We start from the raw sequence: 23,593 nt of genomic DNA, 5'->3' as shown, positions 1-23,593 counted from the left end.
TCGAAGCTCATTCGATGCTCTCGGGTGGATAGTCGCCGTAGATTCCGCGCGTGTCACCGTCCAGGTAGAGGGTGTGCTGCTCGTCGGCGCGGGCCGCCAACCGCAACCGGGCCGCCCGAGCCCGCTCCGCACGTTCACGCCGGCGCTGCCGTGACCGCGTCCACGCCGCGCTGGAGACTTCGAAGACCCTCGGTGCCGACAGGACCGCCACCGTCGCGACGATCCCGAGGACGACGAGCGCCAGCAGAATCCGCCAGTGTTCGACGACAAACCCGAGGACGAGGAAGAACGCGAAGATCCCCATCAATTGCTTCATTGTCGATCACCTCTCGCCGCGCGGGTGGGTCAGCCGATCTTCGTCCACGTCCCGCAGTCATCGGACTTGAACGCGACGTCGGATCCGGAAATCGTGACGACGGCAGTGCCGGACGGAAGGTCGTTCGCGATCAGGTCGCTGAACTCGCCCGACGTGCCGGACAGTCGCTCCCAGTAGCACATCGAACCGCCCGGTGCCTGATATGTACCGGGGTTGATGTCCCTCCCCACCAGGTGAATTCCGTTTCCGAAGGTGGATCGTGCCGCGTCGGCTTCCCTCGGTTCGAGGGCGGCCTCGCGTTCGTCGAGTTCGGCAGAACGTGCGTCGGCGGCGGCGTTGGCTGCGTCCGCGTCCGCCTGCGCTGCAGCCGCGTCGGCCGCCTGGTCCTTCGCATCTGCGAGTGCGGCAACCGCCGCCTCCTGTGCCTCCGCCGCCGCGTCCTGTTCCGACGCGAGCTGGGCCCGCTGATCAGCGACCTCCGCAGCGACGGCCGCATCGATCTTCGCCTGATTCTCCTCGGCCGACGGTGTCCCGACGGCCACGCCGGCCCCGGCACCGGCCGCGACCGCCACAACGATCCCGGCGATCCACGGCCAACGTCGAGGTGTGCGGGCCGACGCACCGTCGGGGTCGACGGGGATCCGGGGCATCATCGGCACGGTGTAGTTCTCGGTCATCTCGTCCTCTGGAAGCGGTGGGGCACGACCGACTCGATGCGGCCCTGCGTTCGATCCCCATGACACCGCGGCGGGAGCAGGTGACGGTAGAACTCATCCGATAACCCCGTTTATCACTCCCTGACGACCGCGGCGATCGGCCAGTCGGCACACGTCCGGCACCGGCCCGAACCGGATACTGTCACCCCTGTGACCCTCCACAGCGCGGACGGCGCGACCGCCGAGCCGCAGAACCCGCCCCGCGTGACGGTGCTCGGCCTGGACTTCGCGGGGCTCGTCGTCGCCCTGCTCTTCTTCGCCTGGAGCCTGAGCCCGTCGCTGATTCCCCGCGAGTGGTATTACCAGGGTTCGGTCAGCGGCGTCACGAGCATCATCGGCTACGGGATCGGGGTTCTCCTCGCCTTCCCCGCGCGCAGGTGGATCGCTCCGCGCCTGACATGGTGGCATCGGCGGCACACGGTTCGAGTCGTCGCGCAGATCGCGGTCGCAATCGTGACGGTCACGACGGTGGCGGGAAGCCTGTTCGCAGCGGCGGATTGGCAGAACGAAGTCCGCGCTCTGATGGGAATCGAGCAGACCACCGGATTCGCTTATCTGCGTACCGGACTCGTGAGTGTCGCGGTGTTCGTGGCCGTTCTGTTCCTCGCGCGTGGCGTGCGCCGGTTGGGGCGCGGGCTCGCGGAGTTCCTGGCGTCTCGGCTGCGCGTTCCGGTTGCCGCGGCGGGGATCCTCGCACCCGCAATCCTCGCGGTGGCGGCCGTCGTGTTCGTCGACCAGGTTCTGTTGGCGAGCAGTTCGACCGCGGCACGGGTCGTCTTCGCCGCCGACAACAACAGCACCGACCCGGGTGTGTCACGGCCGCAGGAACCGGAGCGATCCGGTAGTCCGGCTTCGGCTTCGTCGTGGGAGGGTCTCGGTCGCCAGGGCCGCACGTTCGTCGACGGCGGCATGCGCGCCGGGGAACTCACGGCATTGAACGACGCACCGGCACTGGAGCCCATTCGGGTGTATGCGGGGTTGGACGCCGACGGCACGACCGGCGAACAAGTGCAGTTGATCCTCGACGAACTCGACCGCACCGAGGCATGGGACCGCGAGATTCTCGTCGTGGCCGGCACGACCGGAACCGGATGGGTGAATCCGGCGGCGGCCGACTCCATCGAGATGATCTACAACGGCAACTCGGCGATCGCCTCGATCCAGTACTCGTTCCTTCCCAGTTGGATCTCGTTCCTCGTCGACGGCTCCGCAGCGCAGGCTGCGGGCGACGAACTGATCAGCGGTGTCCACGAGAGGTGGTCGCAACTACCGGAAGGACAACGGCCGAAGCTCGTCGTCTACGGGGAGAGTCTGGGTTCGCAGTCGGCGGAGGCAGCCTTCGACGACCTGTCCGAACTGCGTCGCGACGTGGACGGCGCCTTGTTCGTCGGCCCGCCCAATTCGAACCTTCTGTGGCGCACCATCATCGATGACCGCGACGCTGGATCACCCGAGGTGCTCCCCGTGCACGAAGACGGCGGCGGGGTGCGGTTCGCGACCGATGTGCACACACTCGGGGCGCAGCAGGGCCCGTGGGACGCACCACGGATCCTGTATCTGCAGCATGCGTCCGACCCGGTCGTGTGGTGGGGACCGAGGTTGCTGATCGAGCGACCCGCGTGGCTGTCGGAACCACCCGGCCAGGATCGCTCGCCGTCGATGCGGTGGTACCCGATCGTCACGTTCTGGCAGGTCGCAGCCGACATCATGGTGGGAACACTGCCGCCGGTCGGGCACGGGCACAACTACGAGGACCTCATCCCGTACGGGTGGGCCGCGGTCACCGCACCTGCCGAGTGGACACTCGCCGACACGCAGCGTGTCGCGGAGGCGGTCGCGCGCATGGGCGACGAACCGTGACGACCGTGCTATGGTCACGCCCGATCATGGTCGACTCGGGGGATCACATGGCCGGATGGGAATACGCAGCGCTCACAATGACTTCCGTGGTCCTGGTGGGGTGTAGCGCAAATACCGCCACGGAGCCGACACCCACCACCACCACCACCACGCGGATCCCCCGCGTCACCGACAACTCCGTCCGTCCCCCGATCACCTTCGACCCCTGCCTCGACATCCCCGACGAAGCGATGGAGGAACTCGGCTACGACGCCCGCGACAAGGATGTGGACGCGTACCCGATGGGCGCCTATTCGTTCCTCGGCTGCAGTTATCGCAGTCCTGCAGTCGAGAACGGACTGCGACAGTTCTCCCTCAGCATCCTCGCCGGCAACGTCACATTGGACGAAGAACTTGCCAAAGTCGGAGACATCGCCACACCGACCCAGATCAACGGACGGCGGGCGCTCCTGGAAATCGACGAGTCGTCCTCGGGCGACTGCACCTACGTCCTCGAAACCGAGTTCGGACTGGTGTTGTACTGCCGCACGCACTACAAGTTGGGATCAACGCCCGTTCCAAGGGATCAATGGTGCATAGACATGGAACACCTGGTCGCCACGCTCGAGTCATACCTGTAGACGAGGAAGGCCGATTGGAAATGACGGACTTCGTCAGACTCGACCCCGACGCCATCGCGGAACTCGTACAGATCCGGCGGGGGCGAGGCATTCCTCACCGAACAGTTCGAGTTCGCACGCCGAATCCACGCGGCCGGCGACACGTCAGCGCGGTGAGATAGCCTACGAATCCGGTGCCGCGGACGGAGTTGCTTCCCCCCGCCACAATTGCAACCGCGGGAGGCGATCCGGTCCGCGGCAAGCGTTGTCCACAGGGGGTCGATTCATCCACAGGTATCCCCGATCGGCGGTTCTCCGGCGGGTTTCGCCCCGGCGTACCGGCACCATGGGCGTCATGACCTCATCCGAACCCCTGCGCCGGAGCGACGCACTCACCACGGGCTGGAGCGACGTGCGCATCCGGCAGGCCCTGCTGAACGGCGAATTCGAGCGGCTCGACCGCGGGCTCTACCTGCCGTCGGGTGTCGCGTCACGGCTCGACGAACTCGGCCGACACAAGGTGCGGATCCGGTCCGCGGCGCGCGGCCTCACCGACGGAGCCGCATTCAGTCATGTCTCGGCCGCGGTGATGCACGGGTTCGCGCTGTGGCGACCGGACCTGGGTCGCCTCCACATCACGCGCGACGGGAGCGGCGGCGGTGGCCGCAGCGGCGGGAGGCATGTCCACGTCGGGTCACTCCCGCCGAACGAGATCGTCGACATCACCGGTATCGCGTGCACGTCCGCCGCCCGCACCGTCGTGGATCTCGCGTGCACACTCACCGTCGAGGAAGCGGTGATCGCCGGGGATTCGGCGCTGGCCGCCGACCCTGCGGTGGCGGAGTCGATCGTCCGGCTGCTCGCGACGACGGGGCGTCGTCAGGGCATCGTGGTGGCCAGGCAGATCGTGGGTTTCCTCGACGGACGCAGTGAAAGCGCCGGCGAGTCGTTGAGCCGACTACGCATGAAGCAGTTCTCGATGCCGTCGCCGACACTGCAGAAGACGGTGCTCGATCCGGACGGCGCGTTCGTGGCCCGCGTCGACTTCTTCTGGGACGAATTCGGGATCGTCGGCGAGTTCGACGGGATGATCAAGTACGACGAGGGTGGCAGCGACGCCGTTCGTCGGGAGAAGCGGCGCGAGGACACGCTGCGCGATCTGGGCTACGAGGTGGTCCGGTGGACGTGGGCCGAGTTGTTCGGATTCGAGAGGGTGCGGGCGCGTTTCGAGCGTGCTGTCGCGCGGTCGCGTCGGTAGTTGTGCATCCCGCGGACGGAGTGGTTTCCCTCCGCCACAACTGCAACCGCGCGAGACGAAAACTGCCGCGGGAACACCCGGGGCCCAGTGTCACCCGTCGACGTCGACCCCGTACCGGACGGCGAGGGCAGCGAGATCGTCGTCGTATCCCTGCCCCACCGCGCGGAGCCGCCACCGCCCGGCGCGACGGTAGATCTCGGCGAGGACCATGGTGCGTTCGGTGGTGCCGGCGTCCAGCACGAACGTCGCGACCGTCCCGTCGTCACCGTCGACGTTCACCGACACCGCACCGACGTCACCGAAGGTGGGTGGGCCGTCGATCGCGGCGGCCACCGTGATCCGTGCGCATTCGTCGGGCACCTGACGCAGATCGACACGCAGGCACTGTTCGCTGCTGCCGTCGACGGACAGTTCGACGGCACCACCCGCACCGACGGGGTTGTTGTAGAAGACGAAATCGTCGTCGCCGTCGACCCGTTCGTCGGCGGCGAGGAGGAACGCGACGACGTCGACGTCGAACTCGCTGCCGGCCGTCTCGGCCTTCCACGCCACGTTCACGGCCCACGACGACGCACGGGCCGGGAGGTCGGTGACCTCCCCGCGCGACAGCACCGGCGCCGCCGCCCGCGCCTCGGTGCGCATGTGGGGCGGGACGACACCGTTCTCGACGGCCGAGTCGACGTCCGCGCTGGTGAGCACGGGCAGGTCACGCGCGCGGACCCGCGGCATCCGCTTGTCGTCCTCGCCGCCGGCGAGAAGCAGGACGTCGGTGACGCCGGCGGTGAGGTTCAGCGACGGGCGGGCGCCCAGTTGGGTGATGCGCGAGCGCATCATGACGGCCTCGAGATGGGTGCCGCCCAGCAGCAGCACGCGACGCCCCGACCACAACTTCGGTTGCTGCCCGTGCAGCGTCCGCGGCGGCGTGTCGGCGACCGGTGCTGCCGCAGCCTCGACGGGCGGCGGCGCCACCAAGTCCGCCACGTCGATCGCCTGCGTGACCTTCGGTTGTCCGGGCCGCACGTGCGCGAGCAGCTCGTCGAGGCGGCGTTCGTCGACGACGGGGATCCCTTCCGCACGGGCCTTGCGGACCTTGCCCGTCCCCTCGTCGGGGTTGTTGCACACGACGACGGCGGTGCGGCGACTCACGTTGTTCATGACGTCGAGTCCGGCGGCGGTCATCCGGTCGGCCAGGGTGAGGCGCGGGGTGCGGGTGTCGCCGCTGATCACGACCTTCATGCCCTGAACGAGCCCGGCGGTGACATCGAGGCGGCCCGGGTCCTTCCACGGGCACGGCACCCGCGGGACCGTGTCGGGGTAGGCGCTCTTGGCGCTGCGGCAGTCCACGACGGGCAGCGGCAGTTGCAGACTCGTGGCCAGCGACGCGCTCTGCACGAAGATCTCGCTGAGCACCCGGGCGTCGTCGTACGCGTCGTGGGCGCGCAACTGTTCGACCCGCCAGTGCCGAGCGAGCGTGGACAGTCTGTGGTTCGGCACGTCGATCTCGAGTCGCCGCGACAACGCCAGCGTGCACAGCCGCTGTTCGACGGGGCTGTCGGAGCCCGCGCGCCGGAACTCGGCGGCGAGGAAACCGTGGTCGAACGACGCGTTGTGCGCGACCATCGTGTGCCCGTCGAGGAATTCCCCCAGTTCGCGGGCGATGTCCTCGAAGCGTGGTGCACCGGCGAGCCGGTCGCGGGTCAGCCCGTGGATGTGGACGGGCCCGGGATCGCAGCCGGGGTCGACGAGCGTCGAGAATTCGCGTTCGACGCGGCCGTCGGCGCCGAGCGCCAGCGCGGCGACGCTGAGTACCCGGTGACTGTTCGCGCGCAACCCGGATGTTTCGACGTCGACGACCACCCAGCGGTGCCCGTCCGGCAACGACCTCGGCCCGTCGTGCGTACGCGTGTCGATCACGGCAACCTCCCAGCCCGCCGTGTCGGGATCGGCGGCTCCGGAACATTGTCGACTCACACACCGACAGGCGTCACACCACCCCCACCGGAACGGAACGGTCCCGGCAGGCGCCGTGGCCCTCAGCTGTCACCGGCGGCGCGGACGAGCCGCTCCCCCAACCGCCGGCACCGGTCGGCGAGGTCGGGTGGATCCAGCACGGTGAAGTCGTGGCCGAGCAGCGTCATGTGCATCAGCACGACATCGAGATCGTCCGCACCGCTGAGTACCTCGCAGCTCGTCGCGTCGCGCGCGCGGACCACCCCGCCCGCCGCCGGAATCTGCCGGCGGACCGTCTCCGCCGGGGCGCGGACCAGGAATCGAGCCTGCCTTGCGTAGGCGCGACCGGCGACCCCTTCCTGCACGTAGGTCGCCGCGTCGGGTGCCGCGCGCGGCGTGAACCGCCAGGTGCGGGCGGCGACGTCGCGCATGCGGTCGACGCGGAAGCTGCGCCAGTCGTCGCGCTCGAGGTCGTAGGCGAGCAGGTACCAGCGGCGGTCGGACGCGACGAGCCGGTACGGTTCGACCCGCCGCCGTCCGGTGCCGTCCCGGGAGGGATAGTCGAATCCGGCCTCGACCTCGTCGCGGCACGCGCGGGCGAGGGTCATGAGGAGGTCGGGGTCGACGGGCTCTCGACGGGCCCCGAAGGAGTCGACGGTCCCGGACAGCGCCTGCACTTCGTGTCGTAGCCGTGCGGGGAGCACCTGGTCGAGTTTCGTGAGCGCGCGGAGCGCGACGTCGCCACCGCTGGTGAGGGCACCGCCCGCGCCGGCGATGAGCGCGACCGCGGTGACGATGGCCTCGTCGTCGGCGAAGAGCAGCGGCGGGAGTTGTCGCCCCGGTCCGAGCCGGTAGCCGCCGCCGATTCCCTTGTCTGCGTTGACGGGATAGCCGAGGTTGCGGAGCCGGTCGACGTCGCGTCGGACGGTGCGCGCGGTGACGCCGAGCCGCTCGGCGAGTTCCGGTCCCGTCCACACCCGGCGACGTTGCAGCAGCCCCAGGAGGGTGAGGACTCGTTCGGTGGTGTCGTCCACCCCTCGAAGAATGCCAGAGGCAGCGGACCGATCCTGTCCTCTTGCCCGGTGAGGGTGGAGCCATGAACACCTTCGACTGGAATCACGCGCTGCGGGAACAGTGGGAGTTCCACTGGAACCACCAGCTCCGCGGTCGTCTGCAGGGGATGACGGACGACGAGTACTTCTTCTCGCCGGTGCCGGACGCCTGGAGTGTGCGGCCGCGCGGCACGTCGACGGCGCGGATGCAGGCCGGATCGGGCGCGTTCACGATCGACTTCGCGTACCCGGAGCCGGTGCCCGCACCGTTCACGACGATCGCGTGGCAGCTCGGGCACGTCGTCGTGGGGGTGCTCGCCGCCCGCAACGCCTCGCATTTCGGGGCGCCGACGGTGTCGTACGAATCCTGGGAGTATGCGGGGACCGCCGCGGAAGCCCTCGACCAGCTCGACGCGCAGTTGACCGTGTGGCTGGCGGGTGTGCGCGACCTCGGCGACGACGGTCTGCTCGTGCCGGTCGGCGACAAGGAGCCGTTCCCGGAGCTCACCATGGCGGATCTGGTGTTGCACATCCACCGTGAGCTCATCCATCATCTGTCGGAGGTCTGCCTGCTGCGCGATCTGTATGCCCACACCCGCGGGCGCGAAGGACGCTAACCTGCGTCCATGGGCGAATCCGCGACCACCCGTTCCCCATCCGAGATCGTCGCCGAGCTGACGCTCGAGGAGAAGGCGGCGCTCACCAGCGGTCGGGACTTCTGGCACACGAAACCGGTGGATCGGCTCGGTGTGCGGTCGACGATGCTCACCGACGGCCCGCACGGCGTGCGCAAGCAGACCGGCGGCAGCGACCATCTGGGGTTGTCCGGGTCGGTGCCGGCGACGTGTTTCCCGCCGGCGGTGGCCTTGGGGTGCTCGTTCGACCCGGCATTGTCGGAGCGGGTCGGTCGGGCCCTCGGCGGGGAGGCACGGGCCCTGCAGGTCGGGGTGTTGTTGGGGCCGGGTATCAACATCAAGCGGTCACCGTTGTGCGGCAGGAACTTCGAGTACCTGTCGGAGGATCCGCTGCTGGCGGGTGTGCTCGGCGCGGCGCTGGTTCGGGGCATCCAGTCGCAGGGTGTGGGTGCGTCGGTCAAGCATTTCGCGGCGAACAATCAGGAGACCGACCGGATGCGGGTGTCCGCCGACGTCGATCCGCGGCCCCTGCGCGAAATCTATCTGCGCGGTTTCCAGCGGGTGGTGCAGGATGCGCAACCGTGGACGGTGATGTGCTCCTACAACCGGATCAACGGGGTGTACGCGTCGCAGAACCGGTGGCTGCTCACCGATGTGTTGCGCGGGGAATGGGGTTTCGCGGGGCTCGTGGTCAGCGACTGGGGTGCCGTCGTCGACCGTGCTGCGGCGCTCGCCGCCGGTCTGGACCTGGAGATGCCGGCGTCGGGTGGCCGCACCGACCGGCAGATCGTCGCCGCGGTACGCTCGGGCACCCTCGACGAGTCGGTGCTGGACGCCGCCGCGACCCGGGTCGTCGCGCTCGCCGCGCGGGCCGTCGACGATCCCGCTGCCCGCTTCGACGTCGACGCGCACCACGCGCTGGCACGCCGGGTGGCGGCCGAATGCGTGGTGCTGCTGCAGAACGACGGGACGCTGCCGCTCTCGCCCGACACCCGGATCGCCGTGATCGGCGACCTCGCGCAATCCCCGCGGTACCAGGGTGCCGGGTCGTCGCGGATCGAGCCGACACGTCTCGACGCCGCTCTCGACGAGATCCGCGCGCTGTCGGCCACCGACGTCCCGTTCGCGCCGGGTTACCTCGCCGACGGATCGACTTCCGACGCACTGCTCACCGCCGCAGCCGGTACCGCCGCGGACGCGGACGTGGCCGTGGTGTTCCTCGGTGTTCCCGCCGAACTCGAATCGGAGGGCTTCGACCGGACCGACATCGATCTGCCCGCGTCGCAGCTGCGCCTGCTCGACGCGGTGCTCGCGGCGAACCCGCGGACCGTGGTGGTGCTGTCGAACGGTGGTGTGGTGGCGCTGTCGGGGTTCACGGCCCGGGTTCCGGCGATCGTGGAGGGGTGGCTGCTCGGGCAGGCCGGTGGCGGTGCCCTCGCCGACGTCCTGTTCGGGACGGTCGATCCGTCGGGGCGGTTGGCCGAGACGATCCCGCTGCGACTCGCGGATGTCCCGTCGTACACGGACTTTCCGGGTGAACACGGCCACGTCCGCTACGGCGAAGGTCTGTTCGTCGGTTACCGGGGATTCGACGCGCGCGGCACCGATGTGTCGTTCCCGTTCGGGCACGGCCTGTCGTACACGAGTTTCGCCTATTCCGATGCGTCGGCGACCGCCGAGGAGGTGGCGGTGACCGTCACGAACACCGGGGGCCGGGCGGGCACGGAGGTGGTGCAGGTGTACGTGTCGGTGCCGGGGTCGGCGGTGACCCGCCCACCGCGGGAACTGAAGGGATTCGCGAAGGTCCGACTCGAACCGGGTGAAGCACGACAAGTGCGGATCCCGTTGCGGCGCAGCGACCTCGCCTATTGGGACACCCGGGTCGACGAGTGGGTCGTCGAGGGCGGTCGGTACGTCGTGGAGATCGGCGCGTCGAGCCGCGACCTCCGGGTGCGCTGCGACGTCGACATCGCCGGTGACGCGGTGCGCGTCCCGTTGACTCTGGATTCGTCGATCGGCGAGGTGCTCGCGAATCCTGCGGCGGCGGAGGTGCTCGGGCGGATGTTCGCGCAGTCGGCGGGCGGCTCCGCCGCGCTCGATCCCGCGGTGCTGGCCATGGCGGCGTCGATGCCGTTGGGCCGGGTGCTGAGCTTCGGGGACTTCGGGATCGAGGCCGACCAGGTGCAGGCGTTGCTGGACGCCGCCGCGGACGGATGATCCGGCAGCGCACCCGCCCGCGCCGCTGTGTTACCGTCTGCCCGCACATTTCGGGGATCGCGGGGGAATCGCGGGCGGGCCGACCGCTGTTTGCACCCCCCGGGGGGAAGGACACGGGGGGCTCGGTGGACACAGCGGTACGGATCGCGGCGGGAATTGCGGGAGCCATCGCGTTGGTCGTCGGCACGACGGGATGTTCGGCGTCCGGCGACGAAGGCACCGCGGTCGCGGCGAGTGCCATCGACTTCACGGCCTTCGACTCGATCACCTTCAATCCGTGCCTGGACATCCCCGAGCAACTCTTCCGGGATCTCGGTGTGGAACCGACGGAGGCGACACTGAGCACCCGCGTGGATCGCGTGTCGGCCTCCATCACGTGCTCGCTGCGGCCGTCCATCAGTGCCTCGGGCGAGTCGACCCGCACGTTGGTCGACATCGAGGCCTCCACTCGTCCGCACGACGAGCATCCGCAGGTCCACGCCGACGACGCCACACGGGTGGACATCAACGGTCGGGGTGGACTCATGGAGGCCGACGACGTCGCTTCCGACCTCCGGTCGTGCGCACTCAGCCTGAGCACGGCATTCGGCAGCATCGTCATCGACCAGATGTTCTACGGACGCGGGATCGAGCGCCGGGACGCCTGCGAGAGCGTGCAGGATTTCGCCGAAACGATCGAGCAGTACATCGATGCCTGACGCGCCGGGAGCTCGTCGTCCCCGACTGCACCGACGGTTCGTGGCAGGCTGACCTGCGTGCATTCGATCGATGAGGGGTTCGAGCCACCGTCCGCGTGCGTGGACTGGTGCCGCATGCGCATGTTCGATCTGCAGGTCCTCGACGACGGCGTGCAGGTCGACCTGAAATGGTGGAACGACCACCTCACCGCGGCGAAGCATACGGTGCAGTTGCGCGGACGCAACCTCGACGGCCGCATCGTGAAATCGGGGAAGGCCGTGATCCTGCGCCACGACCTGCGGCTGAACAGCGACCTCGTCGACGCCGACCACGACGCACTGGGGTTGCTGTTCCTGTGCGCGGCATGGCGGGTCGGGCACACGCGCCGCCGATCGGCCCTGCGATTCCCCAACGTCACCGACGCCCACCGGCCGCAGGACCGGGACCCGTTCGCGAAGATCCGGGGAACCCTCGACTACTGCGTCAAGACCGGCAAACTGCCGGCCGTGGCGGGACGGTCGTGGCCGGACACCCCCGGTGTGGGGGTGTCACTGCTCGCGACGTTCCTGTGGGCGGTCGGCGTGGGTGTCGAGGGTGGGCCCGCGCAACTCGTCGACCAGCACGGCGTGTCGACACTCGTCCACGAGGGCTGGCTCGAGGATCCGTCGGTCGCGGACTTCACGTTGCGACGGTACGAGCGGTACGTGGGGCTCATCGTCGCGTGGGCAGAACAGATCGGCACCCGGCCCGAACTCGTGGAGATGTGGCTCGTCGAACGCTGGAATGCGCGGCTGGCGGAGGCACGCGACGGCTCCCACGCCACCCCCCGCCTGTTCTGAACGGTGGGCCTGTTCCGAACGGCGTGCCTATTCGGTCGCGGTGAGCAGCACCTTCAACGCCCCGGTCTCCCCGGCTCGGGAGAACACGTCATAGGCCTCCTCGAACCGGTCGAGAGTGAAGCGGTGCGTGATCATCGGCGACGTGTCGAGCCGACCGCTCGCGACGAGACCGATGAGTGTCGGTGTGGACCGTGTGTCGACGAGCCCCGTGGTGATCGTGAGGTTCCTGATCCAGATGTTCTCGAGATGCAGGGTCGCGGGTGTGCCGTGCACCCCGACGTTCGCGACGTGCCCGCACGGACGCACCAGGTCGACGGCCTGCTCGAACGTCTGCGGGATGCCGACCGCTTCGATCGTGACGTCGGCGCCGAGGCCGCCGGTGAGTTCGCGGACGACCGCGGCGACGTCGTCGCGACCACCGTTGAGCGTGACGTCGGCACCGAATTCCCTCGCGGCGTCGAGGCGGCTGTCGGCGAGGTCGACGGCGACGATGTGGCTGGGGCTGAGGAGTTTCGCGGCCAGGATCGCGGCGAGCCCGATGGGTCCGGCGCCGATGACGACCACCGTGTCGGCCGGTTTCACCCGGCCGTTGAGCACCCCGACCTCGTAGGAGGTGGGCAGGATGTCGGCGAGCATCAGCATCTGCTCGTCGGACACTCCGTCGGGGATGCGGTGGGTGGAGTTGTCGGCGAACGGGACCCGCACGAGTTCGGCCTGGGTGCCGTCGATCAGGTGTCCGAGGATCCAGCCGCCGCCCCCGAGGCACTGACTGTAGCTGCCCTCGCGGCAGTAGCGGCAGCGCCCGCACGATGTGATGCACGAGACCAGCACCCGGTCGCCGGGCGCCAGGGTCTGCACGCCCGGCCCCACCTCGACGACGGTGCCGACGGCTTCGTGACCGAGGATGCGGCCGTCGGTGACCGCGGGAACGTCGCCGCCGAGGATGTGCAGATCGGTGCCGCAGATGGTGACGGCGTCGACCCGTACGATCGCGTCGGTCGGGTCGGTGACGGCGGGGTCGGGAACGTCCTCCCAGGCTCGCCTGCCCGGTCCGTGGAACACCAGCGCCTTCGTGATCGGCCCTTTCGCCGAGTAGGTCTCCGGTCCGTGTACCAGGATCCCACGCTCGCGGGCCGACCGTGCCGCGTTGCGCGGATCACCGTGGGCACCGACCTCCGCCACCGCGCAGCGGACATGTCGGCGGTGTGTGCCAGCATGGGCGCACCCGCCGAGAGGACTCCGTGGCAACCGCCGACCTGCACCGACTCACCCGCCTGCAACGCGAGAACGCGGCGTGGGCGCTGTTGCGCGCCGACAACGCCGCGGTGACGTTGTCGCTGCTGGGCGCACATTTCGATCACGGCACCCGCAGGCTGCCCGCCCCCGAACTGTTCGCGCGGATCGACGTCGACCTGCAGGCGATGCGCGACGAAGGATTCGACCTCCCCCGCACCGGCCAGGCATACTGCGCCGACTGGGTGCGCGCCGGATTCCTGCTGCGCCGCGCCGACACCGAGTCGCGGGAGGAGACACTCGAGCCCAGTGAGGCGACGTTCGCTGCGCTCGCGTTCGTCGCCGGATTGGCCGGTACCACCAGTTCCGTCACCGAATCGCGGCTGACGACACTCGCCGGGCAGCTTCAGGATCTGGCCCGCAACTCCGATCCGCGCAGCGAGACCCGGCTCGCGGCGCTGCGCGCCGAACGTGACGCACTGGACCGGGAGATCGAGGCCGTCGCATCGGGTCGCTTCTCCGTCCTCGACGGCACCCGCGCCGTCGAACGGTCCCGGGAGATCCTGGCGTTGGCCGGGGAGATTCCCGGCGACTTCGCGCGGGTCCGCACCGAACTCGACGCACTCAACCGGGAGTTGCGTGCACGGATCCTCGACGACGACCGCGATCGCGGCGACACCCTCGGTGAGGTGTTCCGCGGCGTCGATCTGATCGGCAACTCCGACGCCGGCCGCAGCTTCACCGGCTTCTACGACATGATCATCGACCCGGAACGGTCGTCGCGGATCGACGAGTGGATCGAAACGGTGCTGCAGCGCCCGTTCGCGCAGCTTCTCGGGTCCGAGCAGCGGCGTCGTTTCCGGGCGCTGTTCACCGAGATGGAGGTCGCGGGCAGCGAGGTGCACGCGACGATGACGTCGCTGTCGCGGTCGCTGCGGCACTTCGTGCAGTCGCGGCACTACGAGGAACACCGTCGGTTGCAGCGGCTGCTGCGGTCGGCGCAACAGCAGGCGACGCGGGCCGCACCGTTGCGCAAACCATACGATGTGCTCGACGTGGAACTCGTCCGGATCGGCATGAGCATCGATTCCGTTGCGGCGCTGCACCTGCACAACCCCGCCGACGATCTCGTCGCCGAACCGGTCGCGACGAACCGGGTCGGCGAGGTGGATCTCGAGGATCTGCGGCGCATCGTCCGCGAATCCGAGATCGACATGGACGAACTCGTCGACGACGTCGCCGCCACCTTGCACGAGCGGGGTACCGCGACGATCGGCGACGTCCTGCAGGATCACCCGGCCACGCAGGGATTGGCGAGCGCCGTGGGATTGCTCGTGCTCGCCACCGAACACGGCCACCCCGTCGACGGCTCCGAGGACATCGAGTGGACGGCCCCGCACGGCGGGCGACGGGTCGCGACGATCCGTCGTCACCGCTTCGACCCCACCGACCCCGCCTTCACTCTCCGGGAGCGATCATGACCGACACCGCCGGGCTGTACCCGGGCGACACCGGTGAACTGGACCTCGACGCACGGCGGGCGCTCGTGCAGCTGCTGAAGGGACCGCTCGTCACCGCCGGCAAGCATCCGGAGGTGTGGCGCACCATCATCCGCGACGAGCGGGTGCTGCGGTCACGTCTCGCCGACGTCTTCCTCGACCTCGTCGTCGACGAGGACGAACAGCTCGCGTTCACCCGCCCCGCCGACACCGGCGACCACAGGACACCGACGGTGTTGCGCACCCAGCGGCTGACGTTCATGGACACCGTCATGATCCTCGCGTTGCGGCACCGGTTGCTGCGCGCACAACCCGGCGAACGCGTCATCGTCGACTTCGACGAGGTCGCCGGGCATCTCGAGGTGTACCGGGCGGCGACGAGCACCGATCCGGCGGGATTCCGCAAGCGGGTGAACTCGTCGTGGAACAAGCTGAAGGACTACTCGCTGTTGGTGTCCACGACCACCGAGGGACGCATGGAGGTGTCGCCGGTGCTGCGTCAGTTGTTCGACGCCGACCAGGTCGCCGCGGTGGAGGCGGAGTTCCGGCGCATCGTCGAGGAGAACGGTCCCGCCGGGCGGGCGGAGGAGCCGTGACCGCCACGATTCACCCCACCCAGTTCCGGCTCGCCCGCATCCAGGTCGTCAATTGGGGCACGCTCCACGGCCACCACGACATTCCGGTGGCGCGCAAGGGTTTTCTGATCACGGGTGCCTCCGGATCCGGCAAGTCGACGCTCGTCGACGCGATCTCGGCGGTACTCATGCCGGTCGGCAGCGTCAAGTTCAATGCCGCCGCTCAGGAGACGACCTCCGGCGCGGGCCGCAACCTGGTCAGTTACATCCGCGGGGCATGGCGCCGCGAGGCGGACGCCGACACCGACGCGCTCACCGCCTCCTACCTGCGGACCGGTGCGACGTGGAGCGCCGTCGCGCTGACCTACCGCACCGGCGACGACACTCCCCCGGCCACGTTGATCAAGCTGATGCATCTCGCGCGGGCCGCGAACACCAACAGCGACGTGTCGGTGCTGCACCTGATCGTGGACGCCGACATCGACCTCACCGAGTTCGAACCGTTCGTCGGCCGCGGCATCGACACCCGCGCGATCCGCAAACGGTGGCCCGACGCCACCGTCAACCCGGGGTACGCACCGTTCGCGCGGGCGTTCCGCACCAGGCTCGGTATCTCCTCGGAGGCCGCGCAACGACTGCTGCACCGCACCCTGTCGGCGAAGAGCCTCGGCAGCCTCGACCAGCTGCTCCGCGACTACATGCTCGACGAACCCGGCACGTTCGGCATCGCCGAGCGCGCCACAACACAGTTCCGTGACCTGCGCGAAGCGCACCGCGTGGTGGTCGACGCGCGGCGGCAGGTGGAGGCACTCGACCCGCTCGTCGCGCTGGCCGCGGCCCGCGACCACGGCCTGCAGAGGCAGCGGCAACTGCAGGACGAGGCCGACCACCTCGACGCGGTGCACGCCGCGATGACCGTGCAGTTGCTCGCCGAACGAGTGGAGGAAGCAACGGCGCAGACCGCGCTGCTCGAGGCCGCGGCCGACAAGACCGCCACCGAAGCGGACAGCGCGGCCGACCTCGTCCTCTCCATCAAGGAACGGCTCGCGGGCGCCGGCGACGGACAGCTCGCGACGCTGCGGCTGCGGCGGGACACCGCCGAGGACGCCCGCGACCGGGTGGCGCGGCAGCTGCGGACCGTCGGTCCGGCGCTCGCGGCGTGGGGAGCGCACGCCCCCGCGACCGCGGACGAGTTCACGCATCTCCGCGCGCAGATCGATACCGAGCTGCGCGAACTCGACGCCCGCGCCGCCGAGCGCCGCGCGCAGCAGCACACCGCGATCGCTGCTGTCGCCGAACGTCAGAAGGTGCGGCGCGCGCTCCTGGACGACCGGGAGGCACTCGCCAAACGCCGGTCCAATCTCGACACCGACCTGCTCCATGCCCGTGAACTGGTTTGTGCGGCAGCGGGTCTCGCAGAGGAGACGCTGCCGTTCGCGGGTGAACTGATCGAGGTGCTGCCCGAGCACACGGAGTGGAGCGGGGCGATCGAGCGGGTACTGGGAGGGTTCGGCCGCACCCTCCTGGTGCCGGACGAGGTGTATCCGCGGGTCGCAGCGGCGGTCGACGCGCACCATCTCGGTGCCCGCCTGGTGTACCGGCGGGTGCGCCTGGCGGCGACGGCACCGGGCACCGCGAGCACCGGCGAGAACTCCCTCGTCCGGAAGCTCGACGTGCAGGCCGGGTCGCTCACGGGATGGGTCCGGCACCACCTCGCGGAGCGGTTCGACTACGCGTGTGTCGACACCGTCGACGACCTGCGGCGCGTCCCTCGCGGGGTGACCCGGGCCGGTCAGGTCAAGCACGGCGGCGACCGGTTCGAGAAGGACGATCGGCGTCGCATCGGCGACCGCAGCCGGTGGGTCCTCGGATTCGACAACGAAGCGAAACTCGTGGCGTTGCGCGACCGCATCGCCACCGTCGACGCGGAGATCGCCGAGCTCGAGCAGCGGCGCGACCGGTTCGAGGAGGACGACGCCGAGATCCAGCGGCGCCGCCACGCCGCCGCGACGCTCCGGGACGTGACGTGGACCGAGATCGACGTGGACACGGCGGAGCAGCAGCTCGCGACGCTCGACGAACGGTTGCGGGAGTGGCTCCGCGGCAACACCGAATACGCCACGCTCGCAGCGTCACTCGAACGCGCCGAGGACGAGGAACGCAGCGCTCGGGAGGCTCGGGTGGCCGCGGAGGCCGCGCTCGGGGCGCACCGCGCCGAACTCACCGCGCTCACCACCCGCCTCGGTCGGGCCCGCGAGGACATGGGCGCCGCCGCCCCGGAGGAGGTGGCGGGCCGGATCCGGGCGCGTTTCGACACGGTGGTGCGGCGCGTCACGTACGACAACATCGACCGTGCCCTGCACACCGTCGGGAAGACCATCGGCGACGAGCAGCGTGTCGAGGCGGGTGCGATCAGCGGCGCCGAACGGGACATCACCCGCATCCTGACCGCGTATCTCGCCGAATGGGAGGCGCGGCGGTCGGAGATGCGATCCGAGGCCGAGTTCGTCGACGAGGCCCTGGCGGTGCTGTCGCGGTTGCGCAACGACGGTCTGCCGGCGTACGAGGACGAGTTCTTCCGGCTGCTCAGCGAGCAATCGCATCGCAACATCGGCGAACTGACCCGCGCGATCCAGCGTGCGCCGGGTGAGATCCGGTCGCGCATCGAACCGGTCAACGAGTCGCTGCGGCGGTCGCCGTTCGACACGGACCGGATCCTGCGGATCGATGTGAAGGACCGCCGGTCGGCGACCGCGTCGGAGTTCCTCGCCGAACTCGTCTCGCTCGTCAGCGGGTCGTGGAAGCAGGAGGACCGTGCCGACGCGGAGCAGCGGTTCGAGCGGATGGCGGCGGTGCTCGAGCGACTCGATTCCGGTGAACCCGCGGACGTGCGGTGGCGGCGGCTGGTGCTCGACACCCGCCTGCACGTCGGGTTCGTCGGGGTGGAGGTCGATCCGGAGGGCAACGACACGAACTATCACGATTCGAGTTCCGGGCTGTCGGGCGGGCAGGCTCAGAAGCTCGTGTTCTTCTGTCTCGCAGCAGCTCTGCGATATCAGCTGGCACCGGCGGGTGCGGAGCTGCCCCGCTACGGCACGGTGATCCTCGACGAGGCGTTCGACCGCGCCGACCCCGCCTACACTCGTCGGGCGCTGGACGTGTTCACCCGGTTCGGTTTCCACATGGTGCTCGCCACCCCGCTGAAGTTGCTGCGCACCCTCGACGACTACGTCGACGGCGTCACGACCGTGAGCATCCGTGACAAGCAGTACTCGCAGTTGTCGCTGGTGCCGATCCGCGATGCCGCCGGTGGAGGCGACGGATGAAGTCTGTTGCGCCGTCGGCGGTCGTCGACAAGGCCCGCACCACCTACCGTAATCGGCGCGGCCGGTGGATCGCCGATCCGGATGCCGCGGCCTCCGCGTCGGTGACGGTGGCGCTGCACCCTCCGTCGGAGACGGCGGTCGCCGCCGACCCCGATGCGGCGGTGGCGTGGGTGCGCACCTGGCACGGCTATGCCGGACACGGCACCGTCGCGTGGGAGACCCGCCGGTGGCGGAGCTTCGGCACCCAGGACGTGCCCGTGCGGGTGGTGCTGTCCGGTGCCGCGGAGATCGCCGCGGCCGCCGGCCGTGCCGCCGAATGGCGGACGCTGACCGACCGTCGACAGCGGTTGCTCGCCGAGCTGGGTCCGGGCACTGCGGGGCTGGCGGCGGCGGTGGCGGCGACGCACTCGCGCTGGCTCGGCCTCGACGACACCGATTTCGGACGGCTCGTCGCAACGGTGCGCTGGCTCGCCGCGAACCCGTCGTCGGGATTGCTGGTGCGGCAGCTTCCGATACCGGGTGTGGACACGAAGTGGCTCGCGCAGCATCGCGGCACGGTCGAATCCGTGCTCGAGGGGGTACGCGGCGACCGCGATCTCGGGGTGCGGGCACTGCCCCGCCTGTGCGAGGTGGCGGTCCTGGACCGGACGTTGCTGCCCGCGGCGCCGCGGATCTTCGCGACGTCACTGGGTGAGTTGGCGGCGTTGCCGCTGCGGCCGACGGTCACGGTGGTGCTCGAGAACAAAGAAGGTGTGCACGCGTTACCGGATCGTCCGGCGACGGTCGCAGTGCACGGCGGCGGCTATGCGGTGCACGAACTCGCGGACGTGCCGTGGCTCGTGGCGTCGGACGTCGTGTACTGGGGTGATCTCGACACGCACGGCTTCGCGATCCTGGACAGGTTCCGGCGGCGGGTACCGCAGGTGCGGAGTCTGTTGATGGATGCGGGCACGTTCGCACGTTGGCGGGAGCTCGCGGTACCGGAGCCCACGCCCGCCGGGCACGTTCCCGTGGGGCTCACCGACGGCGAACGGGAGGCGTTCGAGTTGGTCCGCGACGAGGGGATGCGCCTCGAGCAGGAACGGATCCCGTGGCCGTACGTCCTCGACCGGGTCGCGGCCCTGTGAGCTTCACACCAGGTGGTCGCGGCGGGCGACGGTGCTGCGCAGCCCCTCGGCCGCGGCCCGGACCGCGGCGACGTGGTTCTCCGGCACGAACCGGCCGGTGGGCCCGGTGACGCTGACGGCGGCGACGACCGTGTCGTCGACCCCGAAGACGGGGGCGGCCACGCAGGTGATGCCGAGCGCGGACTCCTCACGTTCGAACGCGACCCCGGTTTCGAGGACCCGATCGAGCTGGGTGCGCAGGAGCCCGGGTGCGACGAGGGTGTGCGGGGTGCGGCGCACCATCGGCGCCGACAGTGCGTCACGGACGACGTCGGGGTCGGAATGCGCGATGAGGGCCTTGCCGATGGCGGTGCAGTGCCAGGGATTCCGCCCGCCGGTGCGCGACGGCGAGTTCGCCTGGCGGTGGCCGCCGATCTTCGCGACGTAGACGACCTCGAATCCGTCGCGGACACCGAGGTGCACCGTTTCGTGGGTGCGTTCGTAGAGGTCCTGCAGGAACGGCATGGCCATCTCCAGCAGGCTGCGTTCGACGGAGGCGCGCATTCCCAGTTCGAACAGTCCGCCGCTGAGCCGGTAGCCGCCGTCGACACGGTCGAGGAGCCGGTTGGTGACGAGTTCTCCGGCGAGCCGGTGCACCGTGGCCTTGTGCAGTCCGGTGCGGCGGACGAGTTCGGCGAGGGGCACGGTGTGGTCGTCCGGGCGGAACGCACGCAGGATGGTGACGGCCTTGCCGAGGACGGTGTCGAGGTTCGCTGGGGCCACCATGCGCCCGAGCGTATCGCTGAGTGAGACGAAACGTTGTGACGTGGGCCCGGCAGGCAGGAAAGTAGAGGTCATGAGCCAACCCACGAACACCACCGCGGTCAGCGATGCCGACATCGCCGCCGCAGCGGACCGCCTCGTGTCCGCCGCCGCGAGCGGCACCCCGTGCACCCCGATCCGTGAGCTGATCGGCGAGAGCAACCTCGTCGCCGCGTACGCCGTGCAGCAGCGTTTCAACGAGACCCGCACGCAGGCCGGGGCCGTCGTCGTGGGCCGCAAGATCGGCCTGACGTCGAAGGCCGTCCAGGACCAGCTCGGTGTCGACCGGCCCGACCTCGGTGTGCTGTTCGACGACATGGCCTTCGACGACGGCGCGGACATCCCCATGACCCGGCTCATCCAGCCGAAGGTCGAGGGTGAGGTCGGGTTCGTGCTGAAGAAGGACCTCGTCGACGGTCCCCTCGACGACGCCCAGGTACGCGACGCGATCGACTACGCCGTCGCGGCGCTCGAGATCTGCGACAGCAGGATCTCCGACTGGGACATCCGTTTCGGCGACACCGTCGCCGACAACGCATCGTCGGGTGTGTACGTCCTCGGCACCGAACGTCGCACCCTCGACGAGGTCACCCCCGTCGACGTCACCATGTCGATGTCGATCGACGGCACCGAGGTGTCCACCGGCAACGGGGCAGCGTGCCTCGGTGATCCGGTCGCCGCCGTCGTGTGGCTCGCTCAGACCGCCCGCGAGCTCGGGCAGCCGTTGAAGGCCGGCCAGGTGATCCTGTCCGGTGCATTGGGTCCGATGGCGGCCGTCGGCTCCGGAAGCACGGTCTCGGTGACCGTCTCCGGTCTCGGCACCGTGACCGCCCGTTTCGTGGAAGGAAAGCAAGCATGAGCAAGACCAAGGTCGCGATCATCGGATCGGGCAACATCGGCACCGATCTGATGATCAAGGTTCTGCGCACCTCCGAGGTTCTCGAGATGGGTGCCATGGTCGGCATCGACCCCGAATCCGACGGCCTCGCCCGCGCCGCGCGCCTGAAGGTGCCCACCACCGCAGAAGGCGTCGAAGGCCTGGTGAATCTGCCGAACTTCGACGAGATCGAGATCGTGTTCGACGCAACCTCCGCGAAGGCGCACATCGCGAACAACGAGCGTCTCGCACCGCTGGGCAAGCGCCTGATCGACCTCACGCCCGCCGCGATCGGCCCGTTCGTGGTTCCCGCCGTCAACGGCGACGAGCACCTCGACGCGCAGAACGTGAACATGGTGACGTGCGGTGGTCAGGCCACCATCCCGATGGTCGCGGCCGTGTCCCGCGTCGTGCCGGTCGCGTACGCCGAGATCGTCGCGTCGATCGCCTCGAAGTCGGCCGGTCCGGGTACCCGCGCGAACATCGACGAGTTCACCGAGACCACGTCGTCGGCGATCGAGACGGTCGGTGGTGCCCGCCGCGGCAAGGCCATCATCATCCTGAACCCGGCGGAGCCCCCGCTGATCATGCGCGACACCGTGTTCTGCCTCGTGGACGCGCCGGACCCGGCGACCCACGACGAGATCCGGCAGTCCATCGAGAAGATGGTCGGCGACGTCGCCGCGTACGTACCCGGCTACCGCCTCAAGCAGCAGGTGCAGATCACCGAGATCCCCGAGGACCAGCCGGTGGAGACCCTGCTGGTGGACGGTAACCGCCCCACCCACCAGGTGTCGATCTTCCTCGAGGTCGAAGGTGCCGCCCACTACCTGCCCGCGTACGCCGGAAACCTGGACATCATGACCTCCGCCGGGCTGCAGATCGCGGAGCGCATCGCACAGAAGAAGGACAACGCCTGATGAGCAACACCACCATCTTCGTTCAGGACGTCACGCTCCGCGACGGTATGCACGCGGTGCGTCACCGGATCACCCCGGCCGACGTCAAGCGCATCGTCGGCGCGCTCGAGGACGCCGGGGTCGACGCGATCGAGGTCGCGCACGGCGACGGTCTCGCCGGCGGTTCGGTCAACTACGGTCCGGGTTCGAACACCGACTGGGAGTGGATCGAGGCCGCGGCCGAGGTGCTGCGCAACGCCCGCCTGACCACGTTGCTGCTGCCGGGCGTCGGTACCGTCCACGACCTGCAGCGCGCCTGGGATCTGGGTGTGCGGTCGGTGCGCATCGCGACGCACTGCACCGAGGCCGACGTGTCCGCGCAGCACATCCGGACGGCCCGTGAGATCGGCATGGACGTCTCCGGCTTCCTGATGATGAGCCACATGGCCCCCGCCGAGGAACTCGCGAAGCAGGCGAAGCTGATGGAGTCGTACGGCGCGCACTGCGTGTACGTCACCGACTCGGGTGGACGCCTGACCATGAACGGTGTGCGCGACCGCGTCCGCGCCTACAGGGATGTGCTGAACGAGGGCACCGAGATCGGTATCCACGCGCACGAGAACCTGTCGCTGTCGGTGGCGAACTCGGTCGTCGCCGTCGAGGAGGGCGTGTTCCGCGTCGACGCGTCGCTCGCCGGTCACGGTGCCGGTGCCGGCAACTGCCCGATCGAGGCGTTCATCGCCGTCGCCGACCTGTACGAGTGGAAGCACGGCTGCGACGTGTTCAAGCTGCAGGACGCCGCCGACGACATCGTCCGGCCGCTGCAGGACCGCCCGGTGCGCGTGGACCGCGAGACCCTCACCCTCGGCTACGCGGGTGTGTACTCGAGCTTCCTGCGTCACGCCGAAGCGGCGTCGGCCCGCTACGGCATCGACGTGCGCACCCTGCTCCTCGAGGCGGGCAAGCGCAAGTTGGTCGGTGGTCAGGAGGACATGATCGTCGACATCGCGCTGAACCTCGTCGCCGAGCGCGAGGCCGCGAACGCCTGACACCCCCACCCGTGCGCGTTTCTGGTAGCTGGAGCTACCAGTCGTGGTCGCCCGGTCGGCCCGGGGTCGTACATGCGCCCCGCCCAC

20 protein-coding genes are annotated in these 23,593 nt (G+C 69.5%); 14 read left to right on the top strand and 6 right to left on the bottom strand.

From position 1 onward, the window contains the following. Nucleotides 1-7: 7 nt before the first annotated feature. Together LDQ05_RS07095 and LDQ05_RS07090 are read right to left on the bottom strand one after the other, a co-directional pair. A complete protein-coding gene (locus LDQ05_RS07095) occupies nucleotides 8-316 on the bottom strand; it encodes a hypothetical protein (RefSeq protein ID WP_226436195.1) in 309 nt (102 codons plus the stop codon). Between the two features lie 29 nt (nucleotides 317-345). Next, the gene (locus tag LDQ05_RS07090) at nucleotides 346-993 is read right to left on the bottom strand and encodes an Rv1352/Rv1906c domain-containing protein (protein WP_226436194.1); all 648 of its coding nucleotides are present in this window, start codon (nucleotides 991-993) and stop codon (nucleotides 346-348) included. Between the two features lie 189 nt (nucleotides 994-1,182). Here LDQ05_RS07090 and LDQ05_RS07085 point away from each other — a divergent pair, with 189 nt between their 5' ends. The 3 genes from LDQ05_RS07085 (at nucleotide 1,183) to LDQ05_RS07075 (ending at nucleotide 4,749) form a co-directional block, all read left to right on the top strand. Next, complete coding sequence (locus LDQ05_RS07085) at nucleotides 1,183-2,892, top strand: alpha/beta hydrolase (protein WP_226436193.1); 1,710 nt, start codon at nucleotides 1,183-1,185, stop codon at nucleotides 2,890-2,892. A gap of 77 nt (nucleotides 2,893-2,969) precedes the next feature. Then, nucleotides 2,970-3,512: a DUF3558 domain-containing protein gene (locus LDQ05_RS07080; RefSeq protein WP_226436192.1), complete on the top strand. Its 543-nt coding sequence runs from the start codon at nucleotides 2,970-2,972 to the stop codon at nucleotides 3,510-3,512. A 334-nt stretch (nucleotides 3,513-3,846) separates the two neighbouring features. Then, entirely contained in the window at nucleotides 3,847-4,749 is a 903-nt protein-coding gene (locus tag LDQ05_RS07075; protein WP_226436191.1) for a PDDEXK family nuclease, read from the top strand. Between the two features lie 90 nt (nucleotides 4,750-4,839). Here the strand turns inward: LDQ05_RS07075 and LDQ05_RS07070 are convergent, their stop codons facing one another. Beyond that, nucleotides 4,840-6,663 carry a TerD family protein gene (locus tag LDQ05_RS07070; protein ID WP_226436190.1) on the bottom strand — a complete coding sequence of 608 codons (1,824 nt, stop codon included), beginning with the start codon at nucleotides 6,661-6,663 and terminating at the stop codon, nucleotides 4,840-4,842. A 119-nt stretch (nucleotides 6,664-6,782) separates the two neighbouring features. After that, the gene (locus LDQ05_RS07065) at nucleotides 6,783-7,733 is read right to left on the bottom strand and encodes a helix-turn-helix transcriptional regulator (protein WP_226436189.1); all 951 of its coding nucleotides are present in this window, start codon (nucleotides 7,731-7,733) and stop codon (nucleotides 6,783-6,785) included. Nucleotides 7,734-7,795: 62 nt separating this feature from the next. Between LDQ05_RS07065 and LDQ05_RS07060 the strand changes: the two genes are divergently transcribed. The 4 genes from LDQ05_RS07060 to LDQ05_RS07045 all read left to right on the top strand — a co-directional run bounded on the left by LDQ05_RS07060 (nucleotide 7,796) and on the right by LDQ05_RS07045 (nucleotide 12,120). Next, nucleotides 7,796-8,368: a DinB family protein gene (locus LDQ05_RS07060; RefSeq protein WP_226436188.1), complete on the top strand. Its 573-nt coding sequence runs from the start codon at nucleotides 7,796-7,798 to the stop codon at nucleotides 8,366-8,368. Between the two features lie 9 nt (nucleotides 8,369-8,377). Next, nucleotides 8,378-10,603 carry a glycoside hydrolase family 3 C-terminal domain-containing protein gene (locus LDQ05_RS07055; RefSeq protein ID WP_226436187.1) on the top strand — a complete coding sequence of 742 codons (2,226 nt, stop codon included), beginning with the start codon at nucleotides 8,378-8,380 and terminating at the stop codon, nucleotides 10,601-10,603. A gap of 125 nt (nucleotides 10,604-10,728) precedes the next feature. Beyond that, on the top strand, nucleotides 10,729-11,301 hold the full coding sequence (locus LDQ05_RS07050) for a DUF3558 family protein (RefSeq protein ID WP_226436186.1): 573 nt from the start codon (nucleotides 10,729-10,731) through the stop codon (nucleotides 11,299-11,301). Nucleotides 11,302-11,358: 57 nt separating this feature from the next. Further along, nucleotides 11,359-12,120: an 8-oxoguanine DNA glycosylase OGG fold protein gene (locus tag LDQ05_RS07045; RefSeq protein ID WP_226436185.1), complete on the top strand. Its 762-nt coding sequence runs from the start codon at nucleotides 11,359-11,361 to the stop codon at nucleotides 12,118-12,120. 27 nt (nucleotides 12,121-12,147) lie between these two features. Here the strand turns inward: LDQ05_RS07045 and LDQ05_RS07040 are convergent, their stop codons facing one another. Next, nucleotides 12,148-13,197 (bottom strand): zinc-dependent alcohol dehydrogenase family protein, encoded by a 1,050-nt coding sequence (locus LDQ05_RS07040; protein WP_226436214.1) that lies wholly within the window; start codon nucleotides 13,195-13,197, stop codon nucleotides 12,148-12,150. Between the two features lie 164 nt (nucleotides 13,198-13,361). On the opposite strand from LDQ05_RS07040, the gene LDQ05_RS07035 reads away from it, so the two are divergent. The 4 genes from LDQ05_RS07035 to LDQ05_RS07020 are packed head-to-tail and all read left to right on the top strand — an operon-like array spanning nucleotide 13,362 to nucleotide 19,880. Then, on the top strand, nucleotides 13,362-14,834 hold the full coding sequence (locus LDQ05_RS07035) for a DUF3375 domain-containing protein (RefSeq protein ID WP_226436184.1): 1,473 nt from the start codon (nucleotides 13,362-13,364) through the stop codon (nucleotides 14,832-14,834). Next, on the top strand, nucleotides 14,831-15,448 hold the full coding sequence (locus LDQ05_RS07030) for a DUF4194 domain-containing protein (protein WP_226436183.1): 618 nt from the start codon (nucleotides 14,831-14,833) through the stop codon (nucleotides 15,446-15,448). The genes LDQ05_RS07035 and LDQ05_RS07030 overlap by 4 nt, the downstream gene beginning before the upstream one ends. Further along, on the top strand, nucleotides 15,445-18,753 hold the full coding sequence (locus LDQ05_RS07025; RefSeq protein ID WP_226436182.1) for an ATP-binding protein: 3,309 nt from the start codon (nucleotides 15,445-15,447) through the stop codon (nucleotides 18,751-18,753). The genes LDQ05_RS07030 and LDQ05_RS07025 overlap by 4 nt, the downstream gene beginning before the upstream one ends. After that, entirely contained in the window at nucleotides 18,750-19,880 is a 1,131-nt protein-coding gene (locus LDQ05_RS07020) for a DUF3322 domain-containing protein (RefSeq protein WP_226436181.1), read from the top strand. The genes LDQ05_RS07025 and LDQ05_RS07020 overlap by 4 nt, the downstream gene beginning before the upstream one ends. Nucleotides 19,881-19,883: 3 nt before the next feature. Here the strand turns inward: LDQ05_RS07020 and LDQ05_RS07015 are convergent, their stop codons facing one another. Further along, the gene (locus tag LDQ05_RS07015; RefSeq protein WP_226436180.1) at nucleotides 19,884-20,645 is read right to left on the bottom strand and encodes an IclR family transcriptional regulator; all 762 of its coding nucleotides are present in this window, start codon (nucleotides 20,643-20,645) and stop codon (nucleotides 19,884-19,886) included. A 70-nt stretch (nucleotides 20,646-20,715) separates the two neighbouring features. Here LDQ05_RS07015 and LDQ05_RS07010 point away from each other — a divergent pair, with 70 nt between their 5' ends. The 3 genes from LDQ05_RS07010 to dmpG are packed head-to-tail and all read left to right on the top strand — an operon-like array spanning nucleotide 20,716 to nucleotide 23,506. Beyond that, complete coding sequence (locus LDQ05_RS07010; RefSeq protein WP_226436179.1) at nucleotides 20,716-21,540, top strand: 2-keto-4-pentenoate hydratase; 825 nt, start codon at nucleotides 20,716-20,718, stop codon at nucleotides 21,538-21,540. Next, nucleotides 21,537-22,478: an acetaldehyde dehydrogenase (acetylating) gene (locus LDQ05_RS07005; RefSeq protein WP_226436178.1), complete on the top strand. Its 942-nt coding sequence runs from the start codon at nucleotides 21,537-21,539 to the stop codon at nucleotides 22,476-22,478. Before LDQ05_RS07010 ends, LDQ05_RS07005 begins: the two co-directional genes overlap by 4 nt. After that, a complete protein-coding gene (gene dmpG, locus LDQ05_RS07000; RefSeq protein WP_226436177.1) occupies nucleotides 22,478-23,506 on the top strand; it encodes a 4-hydroxy-2-oxovalerate aldolase in 1,029 nt (342 codons plus the stop codon). The genes LDQ05_RS07005 and dmpG overlap by 1 nt, the downstream gene beginning before the upstream one ends. The last annotated feature ends 87 nt before the right edge of the window (nucleotides 23,507-23,593 follow it).

The sequence above is a fragment of the Rhodococcus yananensis genome, assembly GCF_020515525.1.
Classification (GTDB): domain Bacteria; phylum Actinomycetota; class Actinomycetes; order Mycobacteriales; family Mycobacteriaceae; genus Rhodococcus; species Rhodococcus yananensis.
This window is presented reverse-complemented; position numbering and strand designations above follow the sequence as displayed.